General features: G+C 61.2%; 21 protein-coding genes. 12 read left to right on the top strand and 9 right to left on the bottom strand.

The window, feature by feature from the left end; genetic code table 11:
• The first annotated feature begins 1 nt into the window (after nucleotide 1).
• From ACSQ3S_RS32815 to ACSQ3S_RS32800, 4 genes are all read left to right on the top strand, one after another.
• Nucleotides 2–1,774: a DEAD/DEAH box helicase gene (locus ACSQ3S_RS32815; protein WP_436145288.1), complete on the top strand. Its 1,773-nt coding sequence runs from the start codon at nucleotides 2–4 to the stop codon at nucleotides 1,772–1,774.
• Nucleotides 1,775–1,847: 73 nt separating this feature from the next.
• On the top strand, nucleotides 1,848–2,801 hold the full coding sequence (locus tag ACSQ3S_RS32810; RefSeq protein ID WP_436145147.1) for a hypothetical protein: 954 nt from the start codon (nucleotides 1,848–1,850) through the stop codon (nucleotides 2,799–2,801).
• 126 nt (nucleotides 2,802–2,927) lie between these two features.
• A complete protein-coding gene (locus ACSQ3S_RS32805; RefSeq protein WP_436145146.1) occupies nucleotides 2,928–4,136 on the top strand; it encodes a phosphoadenosine phosphosulfate reductase domain-containing protein in 1,209 nt (402 codons plus the stop codon).
• A 36-nt stretch (nucleotides 4,137–4,172) separates the two neighbouring features.
• Nucleotides 4,173–4,481, top strand: a complete 309-nt coding sequence (locus ACSQ3S_RS32800) for a hypothetical protein (RefSeq protein WP_436145145.1) — start codon at nucleotides 4,173–4,175, stop codon at nucleotides 4,479–4,481.
• A gap of 100 nt (nucleotides 4,482–4,581) precedes the next feature.
• Here ACSQ3S_RS32800 and ACSQ3S_RS32795 read toward each other — a convergent pair whose 3' ends face one another.
• Nucleotides 4,582–5,085 carry a hypothetical protein gene (locus ACSQ3S_RS32795; protein ID WP_436145144.1) on the bottom strand — a complete coding sequence of 168 codons (504 nt, stop codon included), beginning with the start codon at nucleotides 5,083–5,085 and terminating at the stop codon, nucleotides 4,582–4,584.
• A gap of 282 nt (nucleotides 5,086–5,367) precedes the next feature.
• Here ACSQ3S_RS32795 and ACSQ3S_RS32790 point away from each other — a divergent pair, with 282 nt between their 5' ends.
• Both ACSQ3S_RS32790 and ACSQ3S_RS32785 read left to right on the top strand, forming a co-directional pair.
• Nucleotides 5,368–5,697, top strand: a complete 330-nt coding sequence (locus ACSQ3S_RS32790; RefSeq protein WP_436145143.1) for a hypothetical protein — start codon at nucleotides 5,368–5,370, stop codon at nucleotides 5,695–5,697.
• Between the two features lie 70 nt (nucleotides 5,698–5,767).
• A complete protein-coding gene (locus tag ACSQ3S_RS32785; RefSeq protein ID WP_436145142.1) occupies nucleotides 5,768–7,360 on the top strand; it encodes a Fic family protein in 1,593 nt (530 codons plus the stop codon).
• A gap of 30 nt (nucleotides 7,361–7,390) precedes the next feature.
• On the opposite strand, the gene ACSQ3S_RS32780 is transcribed toward ACSQ3S_RS32785, so the two are convergent.
• Nucleotides 7,391–7,927: a hypothetical protein gene (locus tag ACSQ3S_RS32780; RefSeq protein ID WP_436145141.1), complete on the bottom strand. Its 537-nt coding sequence runs from the start codon at nucleotides 7,925–7,927 to the stop codon at nucleotides 7,391–7,393.
• A gap of 180 nt (nucleotides 7,928–8,107) precedes the next feature.
• Here ACSQ3S_RS32780 and ACSQ3S_RS32775 point away from each other — a divergent pair, with 180 nt between their 5' ends.
• The 3 genes from ACSQ3S_RS32775 to ACSQ3S_RS32765 are packed head-to-tail and all read left to right on the top strand — an operon-like array spanning nucleotide 8,108 to nucleotide 9,525.
• On the top strand, nucleotides 8,108–8,563 hold the full coding sequence (locus tag ACSQ3S_RS32775) for a helix-turn-helix transcriptional regulator (RefSeq protein ID WP_436145140.1): 456 nt from the start codon (nucleotides 8,108–8,110) through the stop codon (nucleotides 8,561–8,563).
• Between the two features lie 47 nt (nucleotides 8,564–8,610).
• Entirely contained in the window at nucleotides 8,611–9,285 is a 675-nt protein-coding gene (locus tag ACSQ3S_RS32770; RefSeq protein WP_436145139.1) for a nucleotidyl transferase AbiEii/AbiGii toxin family protein, read from the top strand.
• Complete coding sequence (locus ACSQ3S_RS32765; protein WP_436145138.1) at nucleotides 9,286–9,525, top strand: hypothetical protein; 240 nt, start codon at nucleotides 9,286–9,288, stop codon at nucleotides 9,523–9,525.
• A gap of 81 nt (nucleotides 9,526–9,606) precedes the next feature.
• On the opposite strand, the gene ACSQ3S_RS32760 is transcribed toward ACSQ3S_RS32765, so the two are convergent.
• Entirely contained in the window at nucleotides 9,607–10,290 is a 684-nt protein-coding gene (locus tag ACSQ3S_RS32760; RefSeq protein WP_436145137.1) for an SOS response-associated peptidase, read from the bottom strand.
• Nucleotides 10,291–10,439: 149 nt separating this feature from the next.
• Between ACSQ3S_RS32760 and imuA the strand changes: the two genes are divergently transcribed.
• The 3 genes from imuA to ACSQ3S_RS32745 are packed head-to-tail and all read left to right on the top strand — an operon-like array spanning nucleotide 10,440 to nucleotide 15,732.
• A complete protein-coding gene (imuA, locus tag ACSQ3S_RS32755; RefSeq protein ID WP_436145136.1) occupies nucleotides 10,440–11,183 on the top strand; it encodes a translesion DNA synthesis-associated protein ImuA in 744 nt (247 codons plus the stop codon).
• Nucleotides 11,116–12,582, top strand: a complete 1,467-nt coding sequence (locus ACSQ3S_RS32750) for a Y-family DNA polymerase (RefSeq protein ID WP_436145135.1) — start codon at nucleotides 11,116–11,118, stop codon at nucleotides 12,580–12,582. The genes imuA and ACSQ3S_RS32750 overlap by 68 nt, the downstream gene beginning before the upstream one ends.
• Before the next feature lie 3 nt (nucleotides 12,583–12,585).
• Nucleotides 12,586–15,732 (top strand): error-prone DNA polymerase, encoded by a 3,147-nt coding sequence (locus ACSQ3S_RS32745; RefSeq protein ID WP_436145134.1) that lies wholly within the window; start codon nucleotides 12,586–12,588, stop codon nucleotides 15,730–15,732.
• A 60-nt stretch (nucleotides 15,733–15,792) separates the two neighbouring features.
• Here ACSQ3S_RS32745 and ACSQ3S_RS32740 read toward each other — a convergent pair whose 3' ends face one another.
• The 6 genes from ACSQ3S_RS32740 to ACSQ3S_RS32715 all read right to left on the bottom strand — a co-directional run bounded on the left by ACSQ3S_RS32740 (nucleotide 15,793) and on the right by ACSQ3S_RS32715 (nucleotide 18,841).
• Entirely contained in the window at nucleotides 15,793–16,122 is a 330-nt protein-coding gene (locus tag ACSQ3S_RS32740) for a hypothetical protein (protein WP_436145133.1), read from the bottom strand.
• Nucleotides 16,123–16,147: 25 nt separating this feature from the next.
• The gene (locus ACSQ3S_RS32735; protein ID WP_436145132.1) at nucleotides 16,148–16,615 is read right to left on the bottom strand and encodes a hypothetical protein; all 468 of its coding nucleotides are present in this window, start codon (nucleotides 16,613–16,615) and stop codon (nucleotides 16,148–16,150) included.
• A 94-nt stretch (nucleotides 16,616–16,709) separates the two neighbouring features.
• Nucleotides 16,710–17,297 carry a hypothetical protein gene (locus ACSQ3S_RS32730; protein ID WP_436145131.1) on the bottom strand — a complete coding sequence of 196 codons (588 nt, stop codon included), beginning with the start codon at nucleotides 17,295–17,297 and terminating at the stop codon, nucleotides 16,710–16,712.
• A gap of 125 nt (nucleotides 17,298–17,422) precedes the next feature.
• On the bottom strand, nucleotides 17,423–17,767 hold the full coding sequence (locus ACSQ3S_RS32725; RefSeq protein WP_436145130.1) for a hypothetical protein: 345 nt from the start codon (nucleotides 17,765–17,767) through the stop codon (nucleotides 17,423–17,425).
• Nucleotides 17,754–18,077: a hypothetical protein gene (locus ACSQ3S_RS32720; RefSeq protein ID WP_436145129.1), complete on the bottom strand. Its 324-nt coding sequence runs from the start codon at nucleotides 18,075–18,077 to the stop codon at nucleotides 17,754–17,756. Before ACSQ3S_RS32720 ends, ACSQ3S_RS32725 begins: the two co-directional genes overlap by 14 nt.
• Entirely contained in the window at nucleotides 18,074–18,841 is a 768-nt protein-coding gene (locus tag ACSQ3S_RS32715) for a hypothetical protein (RefSeq protein WP_436145128.1), read from the bottom strand. Before ACSQ3S_RS32715 ends, ACSQ3S_RS32720 begins: the two co-directional genes overlap by 4 nt.
• Nucleotide 18,842: the final 1 nt, after the last annotated feature.

Raw genomic sequence — 18,842 nt, 5'->3', positions numbered from 1 at the left:
GATGGAAGTTCCGCAGTACCTGGCAAGGCCACAGTCGGCGAGCGAGACATTCGGCGTGCTCCGCAGGGAAAGCACCCCGAAAGGCGAATTCTGGATCATCGATGGAGAACCCCAAGTAGCCGAGATGGCAAAGCGGGTCTTCCCTGGATCGAGCGGACGTGGAGCTGGCATTGCCAAGTTCCCGGCGAACCGCCGCAATTTCGGAGACCTGGTCTGGTTCATGCACCGTTGGCCGTTGCAGGTGGATGATCCCGGCCTATTTGACCAGGCCTATGGTGACGCCTGCAACTACGCGATGCAGCGAAAGCAGTTGGCCAAGGGCTGCGTGGTCGCGCACCCGGATGTTACGTTCAAGGGCGAGCTGAGCCCCTTCCAATGCGAGGGTCTCGCCTGGATGCTGGGCAACCGCCGCACCCTTCTGGCAGACGAAATGGGCCTTGGCAAGACCGTCCAGGCGCTCGCATACCTCGCGACCGATCAGCAATGGCCAGCGCTCGTGGTGGTGCCGCCGCACCTGGTGCGCCACTGGCAAGAAAAGATCCCGGAATTTCTGGAAACTGATGGCCAGGACGACGGCCCGCTTTTCGCCAGCAGTACCGGCGTGAGGGTGCACGTCATCCGCGGCACGAAAGCGGCTCCGCTCCCACCCGCCGACATCTATGTGATCCACTACTTGTTATTGCGCTCCTGGCGCCAGACGCTGCGCGGCCATGGCTTCAAGCGCATCATTTTCGACGAGATCCAGGATCTGCGTCACGCCGGTACCGAGAAGTACTCGGCGGCCAGCGACCTCGCTACCGCTGCCGATGAAGTAATCGGTCTTTCCGGAACACCGATCTATAACCGTGGTGGCGAGATCTGGAACGTGCTCAACATTATCGAGTACCACTGCCTGGGGGATTGGGACTCGTTTACTCGCGAGTGGTGTAACGGCTACGGGAATGATGCCGTGGTCCAGCCCGACATTCTCAATGCGCATCTGCGCCGTGAAGGCCTTATGCTGCGCCGGCGCAAGGAAGACGTTCTCCAGGACCTGCCGCCGAAGCGGCGAATTATCGAGCACCTCGACGCCAACGATGGCCTGTACAACGAACTGATCCAGAGCGCGGTGGCGCTGGCCAAGAAAGCTGAAGGTCTGTCCGACGTGCTTGCGCGCGGCCGCGCTGAGCTGGAGGCGATCACTGAGACGAGGCGGGCTACTGGGATCGCGAAGTCTCATGCGGCCGCCGCGTTCGTCCGCACGCTGCTCGAGGCGGATGAACCGACCATCGTATTCGCCCACCACCATTCCGTGGTCGACACGCTGCTTGAGCAGCTGGCCGACTTCAATCCGGTTTGCATCACTGGGCGCCAATCGTCGGATCAGAAATGGGAAGCAAAGGAAGCCTTCAGGACGGGAAAAACGAATTTGTGCATTATCTCCTTGCGAGCGGCCACCGGCATTGATGGCCTGCAGGAGCGCGCCAGGGTCGTTGTGTTCGCGGAACTGGATTGGTCTCCCGCCGTGCACAGCCAAGCTGAAGATCGCGCGCACCGCCAAGGCTTGCGCGACTCGGTGCTGTGCTACTACCTCGTTTCAGACCAAGGGACCGATCCGGAAATGCAGGAAGCACTGGGCCTGAAGGTTTCCCAGTTCCTGGGCATTATGGGCGACGAGCCGGCGTCGGAAGACGATGTGCTGCTCGCCCACCAGGAGTCGCGCGAGCACATGAAACGCGTCTTGCAAAAGCTGCGCGCACGGACACCCGATTTTGCAACCACGTCGCAGGTTTAACGAGATGATTGAGTATGCCTGTCACACGCACATTGCTTGTGCCGGGCCCTATCAACCAAACATAGGGCGCACCATGTCTCAAAACCTTTACGATTCAACCGGCGTGCTGGAGCTCAGCGCGGTGACGCCGCTGATCCGCGCACTCTTCAAGGGCTTCGGCCTGGACGAGCACCATCCTGGGGATGGCCAGGTCTTTATCTCACGCATGTCCGAAAACAGCCCGCCATCGTGGCAGGACATCCTGGAGGAGCTGCGTGATCTCGCGGAGTCGCTCGACATTGACGTGCCGCTCGGCGACGAGTGGTTTGCCGGCGAGTACTTGCAGGTCATCGCGAGGCACTACGGCGCCGACAGCGACCCGGTTCTCGCGCGATTGCTTGCTACCTACCAGTTCACCGATGCCGCGGATCTGGACACCGTCTATCGCGTCGCCGAGCGGATCGATGATGGCCATGGCCTCAAGGCCATGAAGATCGAAGGCTGCTGGCATTCTGACCGTCCGCGGCTGTTCGAATTTGGCGGCGACTGCAGCTACTACAGCCGCCAGGTCAAGCTGGAGAGCAACACCACCAACGCCGTCGAATTCGGCGCCAAGCTCAATTCTGCTCTGGTTGCAGGCGATGCTGCAGCGGCCTCCGCGCATATCCAGTCGGAATTCAACAAGATTGTGGCCAGCATCCAGGACGACCAGATGCGCGGTCAAGTCTCCGACCTGCTCCGTGTCGCGATGATGCAGCAGCTTTCCACCAGCACGCTGGCCGAAGCGATCCGCCACCGCGGCCATACCGTTTCTGTTTGGAGCGGACTGGATGCGATTTCCGCCATCGAAGCCGACATCGATACAAGCGACCTTTCGGAAGACCAAATCGAGCGCCTAGCCTATTCGTTGATGGAGCGGGGCTCGAAGCAGCTTCTGGACGACGTGGCCAACCAGGGCAACGCGTCTCTCGCGCAGCTCTGGATCGAGTGCAAGGACCAGCTGCTCGAGGACGTCCGCGCCGGCGAATCCGAATCATCTCAGCCTTAGCGCACCGAGCATGAACCGCTTGGCCCACGGCGGCCAAGCGGAGAAGTCCTCCCCAATCTGCAACCACATTTGCGAGACGGGCTCCAAATTTGGTCCAATACCAATGTGACGTTCTGGAGCCATAAAATGAAAAAAGCAGTCAGTCTTATCCCAACCCCGCAGGCGAGCCTGGCCCACGCGGTCCCCTCGGTGGCCATCACCGATGAAGTGCAAAACTTGCTCGACGCCGGCGCCGTCTGCGCGATCGGGGTCTCGGGTGGCAAGGACAGCCAAGCGTGCACCGTCGCAGTGATCAACTATCTGGACTCGTTCGGACATACTGGACCGCGCGTACTGGTCCATGCTGACCTTGGGCGCGTCGAGTGGGACGATAGCCTCCCCGTGTGTGAGGAGCTGGCCGAGCGATTTGGCTTGGAGCTTATGGTCGTGCGCCGTCCGGCCGGCGACATGATGGACCGCTGGCAGTCGCGCTGGAAGGCGAACTTGAAACGCTATGCTGAGCTGTCTTGCGTGAAGCTGATTCTGCCCTGGAGCACGCCGGCGCTTCGCTTCTGCACCTCGGAACTCAAGGTGGATGTCATCACCCGAGCGCTGAAGGGGCGCTTTCCTGATCACGATATCGTGAACGTCGCCGGCATCCGCCGCCAGGAGAGCACTACGCGGTCGAAGATGCCGGTCTCGGCACTACAAGAGAAATTGAAGCGTGCCCGCAAGCAAAAGGTGGGCGTAACCTGGAATGCGATCATCGAATGGAAGCTCGAGGACGTTTTCGCGTCCATCGCGCAGTCTGGCCTGCGCCTGCACGAGGCCTATGTGCGCTACGCCGTGTCGCGCGTCTCGTGCGTGTTCTGCATCATGAGCTGCCAGGCCGACCTGCGCGCGTCGGCTGCGTGCGAAAACAATGCCGATGTGTACCGCGAGATGGTCCAGCTCGAAGCCGATTCGACATTTGCGTTCCAGGGTCAACACTGGCTTGCGGATACCGCACCCCAGCTGCTATCGGCCGACTTGCGACTGGCGGTAGCACAGGCCAAGGAAAAGGCCGCGCGCCGCGTCGACATTGAGAGCCGGATTCCTTCGCACCTGCTGTACACGAAGGGATGGCCCACCGCTGTACCTTCCGACGACGACGCCAGGATTCTCGCCTCGGTTCGGCAGGAAATGGCGCTTCTGCTGGGCATCGAGCTCGCCTACACCACGCCGGAATCCATCCAGCAGCGCTACGCCGAGCTGATTGCGGCCGCCACGCTGAAAAAGGCGCAGAAGGCTGCAAAGTCGAAGAAGCACATAGGCGATGCCAAGGTGCAGGACGAAGAATTGATTTCCCAAGAGTAATACAATCTCAACCACACTACCGAAAAGGAACGCGATATGCGAGACAATCTGTCCCACGGAGCCGATCAAGGCGACACCGAAGAACTGGAATACAACCCCGACCGCCTGCTCGACACCTTGATCGAGCAGCTGCAGCTGAAAAACGACGCGGCCCTCGCCCGCGCGCTGGAAGTGGCGCCGCCGGTGATCAGCAAGATCCGCCACCGCCGCCTGCCCGTCGGCGCCTCGCTGCTGATCCGCATGCACGAGGTGTCCGAACTGACCATCCGAGATTTGCGCTTTCTGATGGGCGATCGCCGCCAGAAATTCCGCCTCAGTGACGCCCAGGGCAAGCCAAAAGGCTAGTTCTGCTCATTGCACCTGGCAGCGCCATGCCAGGTGCCTTATTGTGGGCTGGACGCAGACTTATCTGCCTTCTCGTGGTTCCCACGATACCTCTAGCCGATCAGGCCTCTGCAGGCTCTTCGCTGGCCAGCTCGTCCAACGCGGCGGCCATGCGCCGAAGGTCCAGCGCGGTGTGACGCAGTTGGGCGACACGGTTCGCCGGCTCGCAGTCCTCGGCGCCAGCTCGGAACCCTTCCAGCAGGTCGTACTCCATGAGCACGTTGCCGTTGATAATCAACTCCAGTTTGAGTGGGTCTTTCTGGTCCTCAGCCAGGCAAGCGTGGATCGTTAGCCCCAGGTCGACGTGGCCAAATTCTTCTGTGTCAAGCATCACACCAGGTATTGCCTCATCACGCAGGTGGCGACCGATACGGGCCAGTTCGCGCCGCACCTGGTACGCATTCCACTGGTGCAGTCCAGAGCTACGCACCAAGTCAAGATAGCTGAGCTGGCACAGCTGGTCGACCGTCTGGACATCGCTGCGTAGCAGGAACTTGCGCGTGCGCGCTGAGATGCGCAGCTGGTCCACCAGATGAACATGGGATAGTGGCGGGATCGAAATCATTCATTCTCCGAAATTGCGCGGTAGCCGCGCTAGGTAATCATGGGATTTTTTGGTCGGTAGAATATTCTACTGGCCGAATAGAATATTCTACTCCCACGACAGTTGCGAGATTTCGCCTGGCGCGGCGAAAGCCGTCGACGAGGGACATGCCGAGGAGGTCGACCTGCGGTGCTGCGGCACCGGCTAGCGTCGCTGTTGCAACCACGTGCCTGGAATCCCGTCACCATGCAGTTGGTGCGGCACATCGCCGCGTAACTACGCATGCACGATGGGAGAATCGCGATGGCTTATGTAATTTATAGCGAAATTGAAGGGATTTTTATTGGCAGCTGCATCGGCCTAGCGTTTTGGTCCAAGCTCGACCCGGTAGACCAGCCTGCTGCGATCACGTTTCCAAGCGAAGCGCGCGCTGAGCAATTCATGTCGACTTGGGCCGGCGGCCGCCCGGAGGGTGTTTCCCTCGTCACCGTGGAGCCTGATCAAGGCGAATATGCGACGATCGAGGCCTGCGTGCGCGCCGGCTTGCCAGGTTGGACGATTGCGGAACCCGTGGACCACGTCGAGTACGACTGGAATGCTGCAGATGAGTGCACTACCCCAAGATTGACATAAAAACTATGTTTTATTCATTTTTTTTGTGAGACACTAGTTTTTATATAAAAAAAAACGACTTTACTCAAAAATGAGCAATTACCTTGGATTGAAATGGGTGGCTGAGCACCTTGGTATTGAGCCGGTGCAACCTTTTGCTGTCGAAAGTCAGCTGGGAACACGGCGCAAAACGATGGAAAGCGACGAGGTCCGGCTTGAGACATATCCAGCCGCAGCCGAGCCTGACCCCACCGTTCCAGCACATATCACTTTCTCATTAAAATACGAGACTGTCAATTTGGAATTTTTTTCGCGCGTATTCGACGTGGTTCCCCCTTCAGTATTCGAAGAATGGATCCGTGGAGAGCCGACCGGCGCGTACGCGCGACGAATCGGTTTTTTCTACGAATGGATGACGGGCCGTACGCTCGACGTGCCAGACGCCCCTTCGGGGAATTACATTGAGGCATTGGAGCCTGATAAATATTTCGTGGCCACCCGCTCCATCAATGTTCAACGGTGGCGAGTGCGGGACAACATGCCGGGCACGCCCGAATTTTGTCCGATGATCCTGCGAACCGGAGCTGTCCACAAGGCAGAGGGATATGATTGCGCCAAGGCACTGAGGGACCTGGAGGTGGAATTCGGCGCTGATATTTTGATGCGAAGTGCGGTCTGGCTCACAATCAAGGAGTCCCGCGCAAGCTTTCTGATCGAACGCGAAGAAAAAAAAGTCGATCGTGTCCGGCGATTTGCCGCCGCCATGGAAAGCCGGTGCGGCACGGCCAATGAACCGCTATCGGTCGACGCCCTCAGTGCACTGCAGGCTGAGATTCTTGGGCCCGCCACACGATATGGCGTCCGACAGTCGCCAGTGTTCGTGGGCCATACGGTCGGCTATCTCGACAAGGTCGACTATATCGCGCCGCACTGGGATCGGACGCAACCACTGCTCGGCGGCCTGCAAGCGACGTTGAGCAAAACGCGGGGGGCATCGGCGATCGTACGCGCAGCTATTGCAAGCTTCGGGTTCGTATTTATTCACCCGATGAGCGATGGAAATGGGAGAATCTCGCGATTCCTGGTCAACGACGTCTTGCGCCGCGATGGCGCGGTGCCAGAGCCGTTCATACTGCCAATCTCCGCGACAATTACGAACAGCACGCATGAACGTGTCGGCTACGATAGGGCGCTGGAGCGGTTCTCGAAACCGATCATGCGCAGGTTTGCCGACCGTTACCGTTTCGATGCGATGGTCGAGTATCCAGACGGTGTCCGCAGCAATTTCCACTTCGACGACTATGACGACGCTTTGCCGGTATGGCGCTATCCCGACCTGACATCCCAAGCCGCCTATCTGGGGCATGTTGTGCAGATGACAATCGAGAACGAAATGAGCAAGGAGGCGCTTTTTCTGCGTGACATCGAGCGTGCCCGCGCCGGAGTGAAAGAATATCTCGAGGGGCCGAACACAGACATCGACCAAATCATCAGATCAGTGCGCAAGAACGGCTGGACGATATCGAACAAGCTGAGAAAGGCGTTTCCAATGCTCGAAGACCAGGAACTGGCTAGCGCGATTATTCAGGCGATACATGAGGCCCTGGAGCCACAAGAAACGCCTGACACGGACCCAGATTTAGTAGACGAGGACATCGAGCCAGCGGATCGGCCGGCGGGCTGAACCTCGGCGCCCGGCCGGCGCCGCGTCCAGTTAGTTGAGCTTGCTCAAAATTTCCGCATAACGGTGCTCTGGCGGAGCATCGTTAAAATACTCGTCGATGAGATCGTCGCTCGCGACGGTCATGCGCATGCGCTCACCAAACGAGACTCGAAACTCGCCGGCCACCGCGGCAATGTCATCGCTCGTTTCTCGGATGTATTCGTAGGTGACGCCGTGCCCAAAGGGCTGGCCAAGAATGACCAAAGGGCCGGACGGGAAAATTATCGGCTCGGTCGTCTGCGTCAGTGACAGGTCAATGATCTTGCCTTGGTATTCTGCCCACGCATGTCCAAACACGTTCCCCTTATAGCCGGCCCAGCCGACTACTGGCGTTACGAGAATGCCCTTCTGCTCTTTGAGGTGCTTCCGTAACAGCATGGCGAAGAAGTAACAGGCCCGCACGAAACCCGCGTCCTTGTTCAGGCGCGCATGGATCAGCTTGCAAACCGACACGATGGTCTTCTCCTCGTCGCTGAGATCAGCCTCCCAAGCCACCAATGCAGCACGCCTACCCTTTGCTTCACCCATATTCTTAACCTTTTCACAAATTGCTGGTCAATGCTTCACCTCTCGTGACAATTCGCCGCGACGAAAACAATGTGCCCAGGCAAAGCGAAGTAGGAGCACGTGGATTATGCTACCATGTAAATTATACTTAACACGAATGAGTAAGGTAACATTGTGAATTTGCAACAGATAGGAATCGCAGTGAAACAAAAGCGCACCGAGTTGGGCCTTCTGCAAGAGCAGGTTGGCAACTTGGTCGGTCTGTCTCGCGTCACCGTTAATCGGCTGGAAAACGGCACATTAAACGACATGGGCTATACCAAACTCAACGCGATCCTGGACCTCTTGGGCATCGGGCTTGCGGCGCAAGAAGGGCCGAACATGAAGAGTGGCCTGGCTGTAGCAGCGAGAAGCGCGAGCACGAGCTATCGGGTCATGCTCACGCCCAACGCTCTGTCACATATTCTTCGAACTGGCGACGTGCCTCAACAGTACCAGGCTCACCTGTTGGCCTTCCTGGAAGAGACACCCTTGCCTGTTGTGGTCAAGGCCGTCGCAGAGGCGGCAAGCGCGGAAACATCGTCGAGCAAAATCATGAAGAACCTGCAGCATCTTGCAAAGGAGTGGCACGTATGTCGGGAAGTCTGGTCGCACTGACGCAGGGTACAGTCCCTGTCACGTGGGAACGTCTCTTTCAGAGCGCAATGATCGCGATCGACGAAATCGCGAAACACGGCCGGGACAATCCATTCTGGACCCTGGGGGGTGGCACCGTACTGATGCTGCGCTATGGGCACCGCTTTAGTAAGGACATCGACATCTTCGTGCCCGATCCACAATCACTCGGCTTCGTGAACCCCAGGTTGAGCGATGTCGTCGAATCCCTGACCACCGAATACGACGAGGCGGCCGGCTACATCAAGCTCTTCCTTCCTGAAGGCGAGGTCGACTTCGTCGCAGCTCCAAATCTCACGTCGCCTGGCTATGAAGTCGTCACGCTGCTTGGCCGCGAAGTCAAAGTCGAGACCTCGGTGGAAATCATTGCGAAGAAGATGTGGCACCGGGGCGATCGTATCACCGGCAGGGACATCTTCGACTTCGCGCTGGTAGCACAGCATGAACGTGATGAACTGCTCCATCAGCGGGAATTTATGCTGCGGCACGCTGACGTCCTGTTAGGCCACCTAGAATCGCGCTACACCGCGCTCAAGGTGCAGTTTGAGGCTGTCGACACGTTGGGGTACCACCCGAGATTTGACGATGCGATTGCCGTGCTCCGTACAGCCCTGCAAGAAATGATGGTTCTCTCAATGACCAATGATTTCGATCATACAGAAGGAGAAGGACTTGGCGAGGACAACGCACCGTCGATGAGGTAGTTGACCGCCGGATCCGCGATCGCGGCCGGCGCGCGCAGCGCGGCGGTGGCCATGGCCACCACCAGCTGCTGGCCAACCTGCTCCACCAGCTCGGCGCCTGGCCGGCGCCTCCTCCAGCTGCTGCACCAGGTCGACGGCGGCCGCCGGCGCGCCGCGGCACCGGCGCTGGCCCACACCACGCCCTGCATGCACCAGCTGCTGGCCGGCCGCCGCCGGCGCCGCGCCCACGCCAACACCTGACCACCGCCGGATCCGCGATCGCCGCCGGCGCGCGCAGCGCGGCGGTGGCCATGGCCACCACCAGCTGCTGGCCAACCTGTTCTACAGTGGGAGGACTGACCGCTCCAACGGCTGCGCCAGCTCCGGTCCGTCTTTCACCGTGCTGCTCACTTCAAACCAAGCGAAGCGATCATGCCCTAGCGAGGTGGAACGCGCCAACTCGGCCGCCTGCTCGCCGGCAATCTCCGGGTCCAACCAGGTTGCTGCATCAGTTGCTGTAAAGACAATCGGCGCGCGCGAATGCAGGTCGACCATGCTGCCCTCTGCGGCGGAGGTGACGATGACGAAGCCGCTTTCATGTGGTAGTTCGGTTTGCGTCCACAGCGTAATCCCCGCCATGTATAGCAGCTCGCCGTCGGCGCGATGGATGTGCCAGCGATGCTTTTTCTTCGGCTGGTCCGGCTCAGGTACCCATTCGTACCAGCCATTGGCCGGCACAATCACGCGCCTGCCTCGCGCGAGCCTGCCCCAGTAAGGGCCCAGCAGTTTGTCAAGGCGCGCATTGGGCACGGGGCGGGTTGCACCAGGTGGAGCGTTGCGCCCCTTGTACCCCCAAAAACGCGCGTCCACGACGAGATCCGAACCGTCCAGGTAGATGATCGGCCGCTGGGTGCCAGGGCGTGCATCGAAGGTCTGGCTTCCAACCTGCCGACGCACAACCTCTCCGGCCCAGCCGAAATCATTCAGGAGCCGGTCAATGTCATTTTGGTCGAGTCGTCCGCACATGATCGTTCTCTCGCAGGTTGGTTTGCCCCATCTTACTCTGGCCAACGATATCGCCGCACGACAACCACCAATTTGTATACCTGCCCCAAAGGTTTGCGATATACTGTACATCCATACAGCAATTATTCATAGGCAACAGCAGCCACATCATGATCGGCACTTCATTTTCCCCCACAGTCGGCAGCAACGCCTGCGACCCCGCGCTGATGCCCGATATTTGGCGGGCCAGCGAATTGGCCGTCTCGCGCGTGCCTACGATGTCCAGTGGACACGCGGATCTGGACCGGGAATTGCCGAATCACGGATGGCCCCGATCCAGTCTGGTCGAACTGCTGGTGCAGCAGTCCGGGATTGGCGAGCTTCAACTGCTCAAGCCCGTCCTGAAAAAGCTGGCTCAGGAGCGGCGTATCGCGCTGATTCAGCCGCCGTACATTCCCCACGCCAAAGCCTTGCAAACCTGGGGCATCGACATCAATCGCCTGCTGTGGATGCGTCCCCAAAGAACTGGCGACGCGCTGTGGACGGCCGAGCAGATCCTGAAAAACGGGAGCTGCGGCGCGGTGGTCCTCTGGCAAGCTAACGTGCGCGCTGAATCGCTCAGGCGCTTGCACCTGGCCGCACAGGCCGCCGATACCCATTTCTGGCTCCTACGGCCACTGGCCGGCCGCAGCGAGGCCTCGCCGGCGCTGCTCCGACTTGGACTGCGACCCGCGCTGGGCGGCATCTCCGTTTCCATGGTGAAGCGCCGTGGTCCGGCCGCCGAAGAAGACCTATTCGTGCGTTTGCCGGAAATGCCCGTCGGACGCCATCCATTTCATCAAGATCATGCGGTTCCTCCTCAGCCTATTTCTGCCTCTGCTGCCGCTCGAAGCGCTGCGCCCCTGTTGGTCTGAGTCGGGCAAGTTCGTCGTGATGGACCAGGGCCAAGTGCGCGCCATCTCGGCGCCGGCCCAAGCGGACGGTGTGACGCTGGGCATGCGCCAAGCCGGTGTGGCGGCGATGTCACCCGACGCGACGGCGCTCGATCGCGACATCACGCGCGAGGCCGACGCGCTGCACGCGCTGGCGCTGGCTATGATGCGTTTTACGCCGGAGGTAGCGTTGCAGCCAGACTTCGGTATGCTGCTCGACGTGGGTGCCAGCCTGCGCCTGTTCGGCGGCCACCGCGCGCTTTGCCGGCTGGTGCGTGACAGCGCGAACCAACTGGGCTTCACGGTATGCCTGGGCGCCGCGCCCACCGCCGGCGGCGCATGGATGCTTGCGCGCGCCCCCTGCGGCCGTCGGCCGCCGCGCCGGCGCTGCGTTCGCAGCGACACGCTCGCACGCCTGCTGGACCGCTTGGGCATCCGATCGCTGGCAGCTGCCTGGCCGCATCTGGACTGGCTGCGTGGGATCGGCGCGACCGATTTGGCGGCGCTGCGGCGCCTGCCGCGCGCCGGCCTGCTTCGGCGTACTGGTGCCCAGCTGCTGCAGGAACTCGATCGCGCCTATGGCGAACTGCCCGAGATGCAGCGCTGGATCGCGGTCGCCCCGCAGTTTTCAGGCTACGCCGAAACCTTCGACCGCATCGAGCACGCGGAGGCGCTGATGTGCGGCGCGACCGCGCTGATCCTGCAGATGACGGGATGGCTCACGGTACAGCAGCTGGCCGTGGCCGCGTTCGCCCTGGATCTGGAGCACGAGCGAGGCCGCGCGGCGGTGGTGCCGACCACGCTGGAGATCCGGCTGGGCGAGCCGACCTGGAAGGAGCCGCACCTGCTGCGCCTGCTCAAGGAGCGCCTCGCGAAGGTGGAGCTCACGTCGCCGGTGATCGCGCTACGCCTACGCGCGCTGGATCTGCAGGCGATGCTGCCGCCGACCGACCAACTGTTTCCGGAACCGGGCGGCTCGCCGGAGGATTTCACGCGTCTGCTGGAGGTGTTATCGGCCAGACTGGGTGCGGAGAACGTGCTGATGCCGGCGCAGGCCTCCGATCACCGGCCGGAGGCCTGCAACAGCTGGGTGCCGGCCACCTCGCAAGCGGCGCGCGGCGCGGCCGACCCGGAACCGCTGGCCAGGCCGTCGCTGCTGCTGCCCAAGCCCGTCCGCCTGCTGGTGCGCGACAACCGGCCGTTCTACACTAGCGCGCTGCGACTCATCAAGGGGCCGGAGCGCATTGAGGCCGGCTGGTGGAACGACCAGACGGTGGCCCGCGACTACTACATCGCCCAGGGCGCCGACGCGACGTGCTACTGGATCTACCTGGAACGCACGCACGAAGCGCAGTGGTATCTGCACGGCCTGTACGGTTGAAGCATGGACGCCCCTTCAACCATCCTGCCGGCCTACGCCGAGTTGCAGTGCGTGAGCCATTACACCTTCCTACGCGGCGCCTCGTCGCCAGAGCAGCTGGTTGAACGCGCCCAGCAGCTGGGCTACAGCGCGCTGGCCGTAGCGGACGAATGCACCATGGCCGGCGCGGTGAAGGCCCATATTGCCGCCAAGGCGGCCGGGCTGAAACTGGTGGTCGGCAGCCAGATGCGGGTCACGCCGATCGACGGCAGCGCGCCGTTCGCGCTGCTGATCCTCGCCATGACGAAGGACGGCTACGGCAACCTGTGCGAACTGATCACGGCCGCGCGCATGCGCGCGCCCAAGGGCGAATACTTGGTGCGGCCCAATGACATCGCCGCCCCGCCGCCCGATCTGGCGGCGCTGCGCGGGCTACCCGGCTGCCAGCTGGTGCTGCTGCCGCGCTACGGCGCCGGCGTGGACGAACTGGCGAAGCAGGCGGCCTGGCTGTTGCACTGCGCGGCCGGACGCGCGCGCATCGCCATGACCCTGCACTGCCGGGCCACGGACGACGAGCATCGCGAGGCCGTCGAACAGATCTCGTCCCAGTATGGACTGCCGGCGGTGGCCACCGGCGACGTGGTGATGCACGTGCGCTCGTTCAAACCTGTGCAGGACACCATGACCGCGATCCGCCACGGCATGCCGGTGGACCACTGCGGCCGGCTGCTCGCGCCCAATGCCGAACAGCATCTGCGCCAGCGCCTGCGGCTGGCCAACCTGTACACGGTGTCTGCGCTGGCGGAGTCGGTGCGCCTCGCCAACCTGTGCGGATTCAGTCTCGATGAACTGAAATACGAGTACCCCAACGAGATCGTGCCCGAGGGCGAGACCGCCACGTCCTACCTGCGCGTGCAGGCCTACCTGGGCGCGCACTGGCGCTACCCGGCGGGCATCCCTGACACAGTACAGGACCTGCTGGAGAAGGAGCTGACGCTGATCGCCGAGATGGCTTATGAAAACTATTTTCTGACCGTGTACGACATCGTGCGCTTCGCGCGATCGCGCAAGATCCTGTGCCAGGGACGCGGCTCCGCTGCCAATTCCGCCGTGTGCTACTGCCTTGGCGTGACGGAGGTCGACCCGGCGCGCGGCACCATGCTGTTCGAGCGCTTCATCTCCAAGGAGCGCGACGAACCGCCGGACATCGATGTCGACTTCGAACATCAACGGCGCGAGGAAGTGATCCAGTACTTGTCCGCGAAATACGGCCGCACGCGTGCCGCCCTGACGGCGGTGGTGACTTCGTACCGGCCTAAGAGCGTGTTACGGGATGTTGGCCGTGCCCTGGGTGTGGACCTGTCCATCGTCGACAAGGTCGCCGCCGCCGGCAGCAGCTGGAGCGGCCAGGCCGCACTGCGCGAGCGGATGGTGAGCTGCGGCTTCGATCCCGACTCGCCTCTTGCGCAAAAGTGGGGCGCGCTGGCCGAGCACATGATGTCCTTCCCGCGCCACATGTCGCAGCACCCCGGCGGCTTCGTGCTGGCGCGCTCCAAGCTGTCACGGCTGGTGCCGGTGGAGAACGCCAGCATGGAGGACCGCACCATCATCCAGTGGGACAAGGACGATATCGACGCGGTGGGCTTGCTGAAGGTCGACGTGCTCGCGCTGGGCATGCTTAGCGCCATCCAGCGAACGCTGGAGATCATCAGCGCGGAACGGGGCGAGCGCTTCGAACTGAGGGATATCCCGGCGGAGGACCCTGCCACTTACGAGATGATCAGCAATGCCGACACCATCGGCGTGTTCCAGATTGAGAGCCGGGCGCAGATGTCCATGCTGCCGCGCATGAAGCCACGCACCTTTTACGACCTGGTGATCGAGGTGGCAATTATCCGGCCCGGCCCTATCCAGGGCGGCATGATCCATCCCTATCTGCGCCGGCGCGAAGGCGTCGATCCGGTGGTCTATCCCAGCAAGGAGATGGAGGGCGTGCTATCACGCACCCTCGGCATTCCCATCTTCCAGGAGCAGGTGATGCAGATCGCGATGGTGGCGGCCGGCTTCACGCCCGGCGAGGCGGACCAGTTGCGGCGCGCGATGGCGGCGTGGAAACGCAAGGGCGGTCTGGAGCACTTCGAAGCCAAGCTGATGAGCGGCATGGCCGAACGCGGATACACGGAGGCCTTCGCTGCGGGCATCGTCGGTCAGATCCGCGGCTTTGCTGAATATGGCTTTCCCGAGTCGCACGCGGCCAGCTTCGCGCTGCTGGCCTACGCCTCGAGCTGGCTGAAGCGGCATGAGCCGGCCGCGTTCCTGGCGGCGCTGTTGAACAGCCAGCCGATGGGGTTTTATTCGCCGTCGCAGCTGGTGCAAGACGCGCGGCGCCACGGTGTGGCGGTGCGGGGCGTCGATGTCATGGTCAGCCACTGGGAGGCGGTGCTGGAAACGGTGGATGGCGGCGCACGTGGCGTGCGGCTAGGCTTCAACACGATCAGGGGAATGGAGCGCGAGGCCGCTTGGCGGATCGAGGAGGCACGCGCGGCACGCGGGTTCTCCAGCGTACACGATCTGGGCGTGCGAGCGGTGCTCAACGCCGAGCAGCTCAAGCTGCTCGCGGCCGCCGACGCGCTGGCGGCGCTGACCGGCAACCGCCGCCAGGCGATGTGGGTGGCCGCAGGCAGCGCGCCCGATCGCGGTCTGCTCCGGGAAGCCGCAATCGCCGAGCAAGATCTGCTACTGGTGGCACCGACGGAAAGCGAAAATACGATGGCCGACTACCAACAACTTGGACTGACGTTGGGGCGCCATCCCCTGAGCTATCTGCGCGCGCGCCTGCACGCAATGCGATTGATGCCAGCCGACGTGCTGCACCAGTACGACGACGCGCGCCTGGCGCGCGGCTGCGGCCTTGTGACGGTGCGTCAACGGCCGGCCACAGCCAACGGCACAGTGTTCCTCACACTGGAAGATGAGACGGGGAACGTGAACGTGATCGTCTGGCCGTCGTTGGTGGAAAAACAGCGGCGTGAAGTGATGGGCGCGCGCCTGCTGGCGGTGTACGGCCAGTGGCAATCGAAAAATGGCGTCAGCCACCTAGTAGCCAAGCGCCTGGTCGACCTGACGCACATGCTAGGGGAGCTGAATACACGCAGCCGCGACTTTCATTGAACACGACGGCCCGCCGCGCTACCATTATCGAAAGACAATCGCTCTCCGTCGTAGCCAAGGTCAAGGTGACGGGAAAGAAGTTTGATCGCCCAAGTCGTCCGGCGCCGACGCATCACTTTGCGCCGAAGGCGCATAGCGATTGGCCAAGCCAAATAACCACTCCAGCTGCCGCTCGCTAAGTACCCGCTGCTGGGACACCAGGCTGCGGCAACTGCTCACGAACCGCCGTTCCTTGTCGGCCAGCTGGCCTTCGACATCAGGATCGGAAAGTGCGCGGACAGCCGCCCAGATGCGGTTTTCCTCCTCCTGTTGGCGCTGAGACCGCGCTTCGCTGTCGGCGCGGACCCGCTCGATGAAGGCTGGATCACGAAGTTTTGCGAAATCGATCATGCGGTCCCCCTTTCAAAAAGTGATTTCAGTTGTGACCGGGATGCTCTTCATGCTCACGTATCGGCGATTCCACGGCCTCGATCAGCTCAGTGGTCCGTGCGGCATCAACGAAGGCCTGATCCACCTTGGCATAAGCCTCTGCCATTTTGCCGTCACCTTGCGGTATCAGGACCAGATCATCTCGATCGACACAGTCCTCGGTATCGTAATCGATGACCGTGACCATAATCGGAGTTGCAGCCAGCGTGCTGGTGATGATTCCCCCCTCCATGCAGAGAACTACGTGCGGCAGCTCAACCGCTGCAGCTGGAATCGGATTGAACGCACGATCCTTCGCGATCGCAATCGGCGCATCCAACCAGGAGTGCCGGCCGCCCGTTGCGGCTTCCAGCTCCTTTTGGGCGCGCTGCAGGTTCGCTGCGACAATCTTTAGGTCACCACTGAGCAACTCCAGTGGAGATGCAGTGGCCAAGGCGGATAGTTTGGTGGACATATGGGCTCCATAAGTAGAGGAGCCCATCATAGAGCGATCTACCCGACGCGGTTGCACCCTACCTCACTGCCTGGAATGTCGGAGCCGGGTCAACCTACGATCTGCAGGCATCCACTGTCGCCATTGCCTCGGCGTCGAGGCGCTCGACATCGGCATTGAGCACGCAGCCATGATCCGGATGCATCTGGTACGGTGCGGCATCCAGCAGGCGCGCCACTTCGGCGTGGCGCTCATCGAAGCCGTCCACGGCGTCGTGTCCCATCGCAAATGCGAGGTTCATGCTTTCGGCCAGCGCCTGGAGTTTTTCGAAGACGGACTTGTTCATGTTTTCCGGGTGCGCAAGGCCATCCACGAGTTCACGATGCAAATTCAGCGCGCTATGCGGTAGACCTGCGATGTCGAGCAACGAATACGCTACCTGGCATGCCGTTTTGGACATGGGTACAAATCGCTCGCCGCTATCCCAACGCCGCCACAACCCTTCGCTCGACTCCGGCGACATCGGATCAAGCGCAGAGCGCAAGACGAGGCCACCATGCCCATAATGAAGGTACGACGTCACGTTCATCGTACCGTCCTTCATCACCACTGCCTGATCTGTGACCCATCCGGCGACCGTCTCAGGCTGGTCGATATATTGTTGCATACTATCGTGGGCTTTTCCGTTTTTTGGCACGGCCATATGAACTCCTTCGCAAAGGGGTTCATCTTATTCCGGTTACAGCGGCGCGGTTGCACCACCGTCCCCGACCGCCCAATTGTGGCGGCGGAATCCACGACTATCGGCCGCGAGAACCATTCAGTCGGCTAGATTTTGAGCTTGGCCCGGATCTCGCGCCCCTGCGCGCACCACGCCTTCGCGGGCTCGCCCTGGCGCTTTGGGTCGACCGACTTCAGATTGAATTCGCCGGCGGACTTCTCACAGTCGGAATGGGACGGAACCCAGATCACCACGGGTTTTACACCAGGTGTACTCGTGGCCACCATGTACCAGTCATTGTCGGTAATCCGGCCAAAGACTGTTGCGTTAGACGAACTGGCAGCCTGGCCGGCGAAAGGCGTTGCCGCATTCGCTTGCACCTGCTGCTTAGGGGAGCAGGCCGTGAAAATGATGCCGGCCGCGAGCAAGGCCACATACTTACGCGTGTCCATACGATCCTTTCGCATCCGCGCGATCTGCGTGGCCTGGGTGCGCGGCCTCATACTCGTCCATCTCGCTCGCGGTCACCAGCGCCGAGTGCTCCGAACCCTCGACCTTAACGCACAGCTGGCCTTTGTTCGGACCGCTCAATGCTTCGCGAAAGGTTGCACCAGTAACCCGCATAACCTGGCGCTCGTTGGCCTTGCCCAGCCAAGCTGCTTTGAACAGCCGAAAATTTGGATCGATCGAACCGATCTTCTTCAAGGCCAGCCGACCATATGTGTATTCCGCAAATGGGTCTTTTCGCATGTCCATCTTCATTCCTTCTTTTCGAAAGCATTGCTGACGTCATCTTCAACCAACTGGACCTTCAGCTTGTAGTAGGTATCCTTCTTTGCCTTCACCAAGTCCGCCAGCGTCTTCATCGCCTGCGCAGGCCCTTGCGTGCTAATCGTAGTGCACAGCTCTTCGCTGCCGTCGCACGGCTCGCCACTAAACCGAGTGGCCAAGACTGTGGGCGGGGGGCCGATCACCGGTGTCGGATTGGGCAAAATCGGAGCGCGACTCGGCCCGTCCGCGGCAGCGCGCGCCGTTGTACTCACGCTGCGTGCGCTCCCGCCGATCAGGACCGCTGCGGTACCACCACCGATTAACACGCTGCACAATGCAAACCAGATCAACGTTGATTTCCACCGGCTTCGTTTATGGGGCCCTGGCGTCGGAATCATGCCCGCCAGATCATCTTCCTCGTCGACAGTCTTCCTAACGGCCGCTGGTCCACCTATCGCTTCCGTTAGCAAGGCAAGCGCGATGTTTGCGGTACCTTCATCTTCGAACCGTTCAACAACACAACGGCGCAACTTCGGCGTGTTGTCGTAGTCAAAATCATGCGCTTCGAACACCAGATTCACAGCGCCCTCATCCTCGACCTCAAGGAATACCGCGATGGAAAAGTTCTTCGCACCGCCCCGGTAGCTGTGGTTGATGGAGATTCGCTGGAATCGCTTGGTGACGCCAGTCTTCGCAAATTTCACAACAAGGTCACCGTCTTTGGTTCTATCTACACGATCTTCAATCTGTTCCATA

This window comes from Duganella sp. LjRoot269 (genome assembly GCF_964254095.1).
Lineage (GTDB): Bacteria > Pseudomonadota > Gammaproteobacteria > Burkholderiales > Burkholderiaceae_D > Rugamonas > Rugamonas hordei.
Note: the sequence above shows the minus strand (reverse complement) of the source record. Positions and strands in the feature narration are given on the sequence as shown.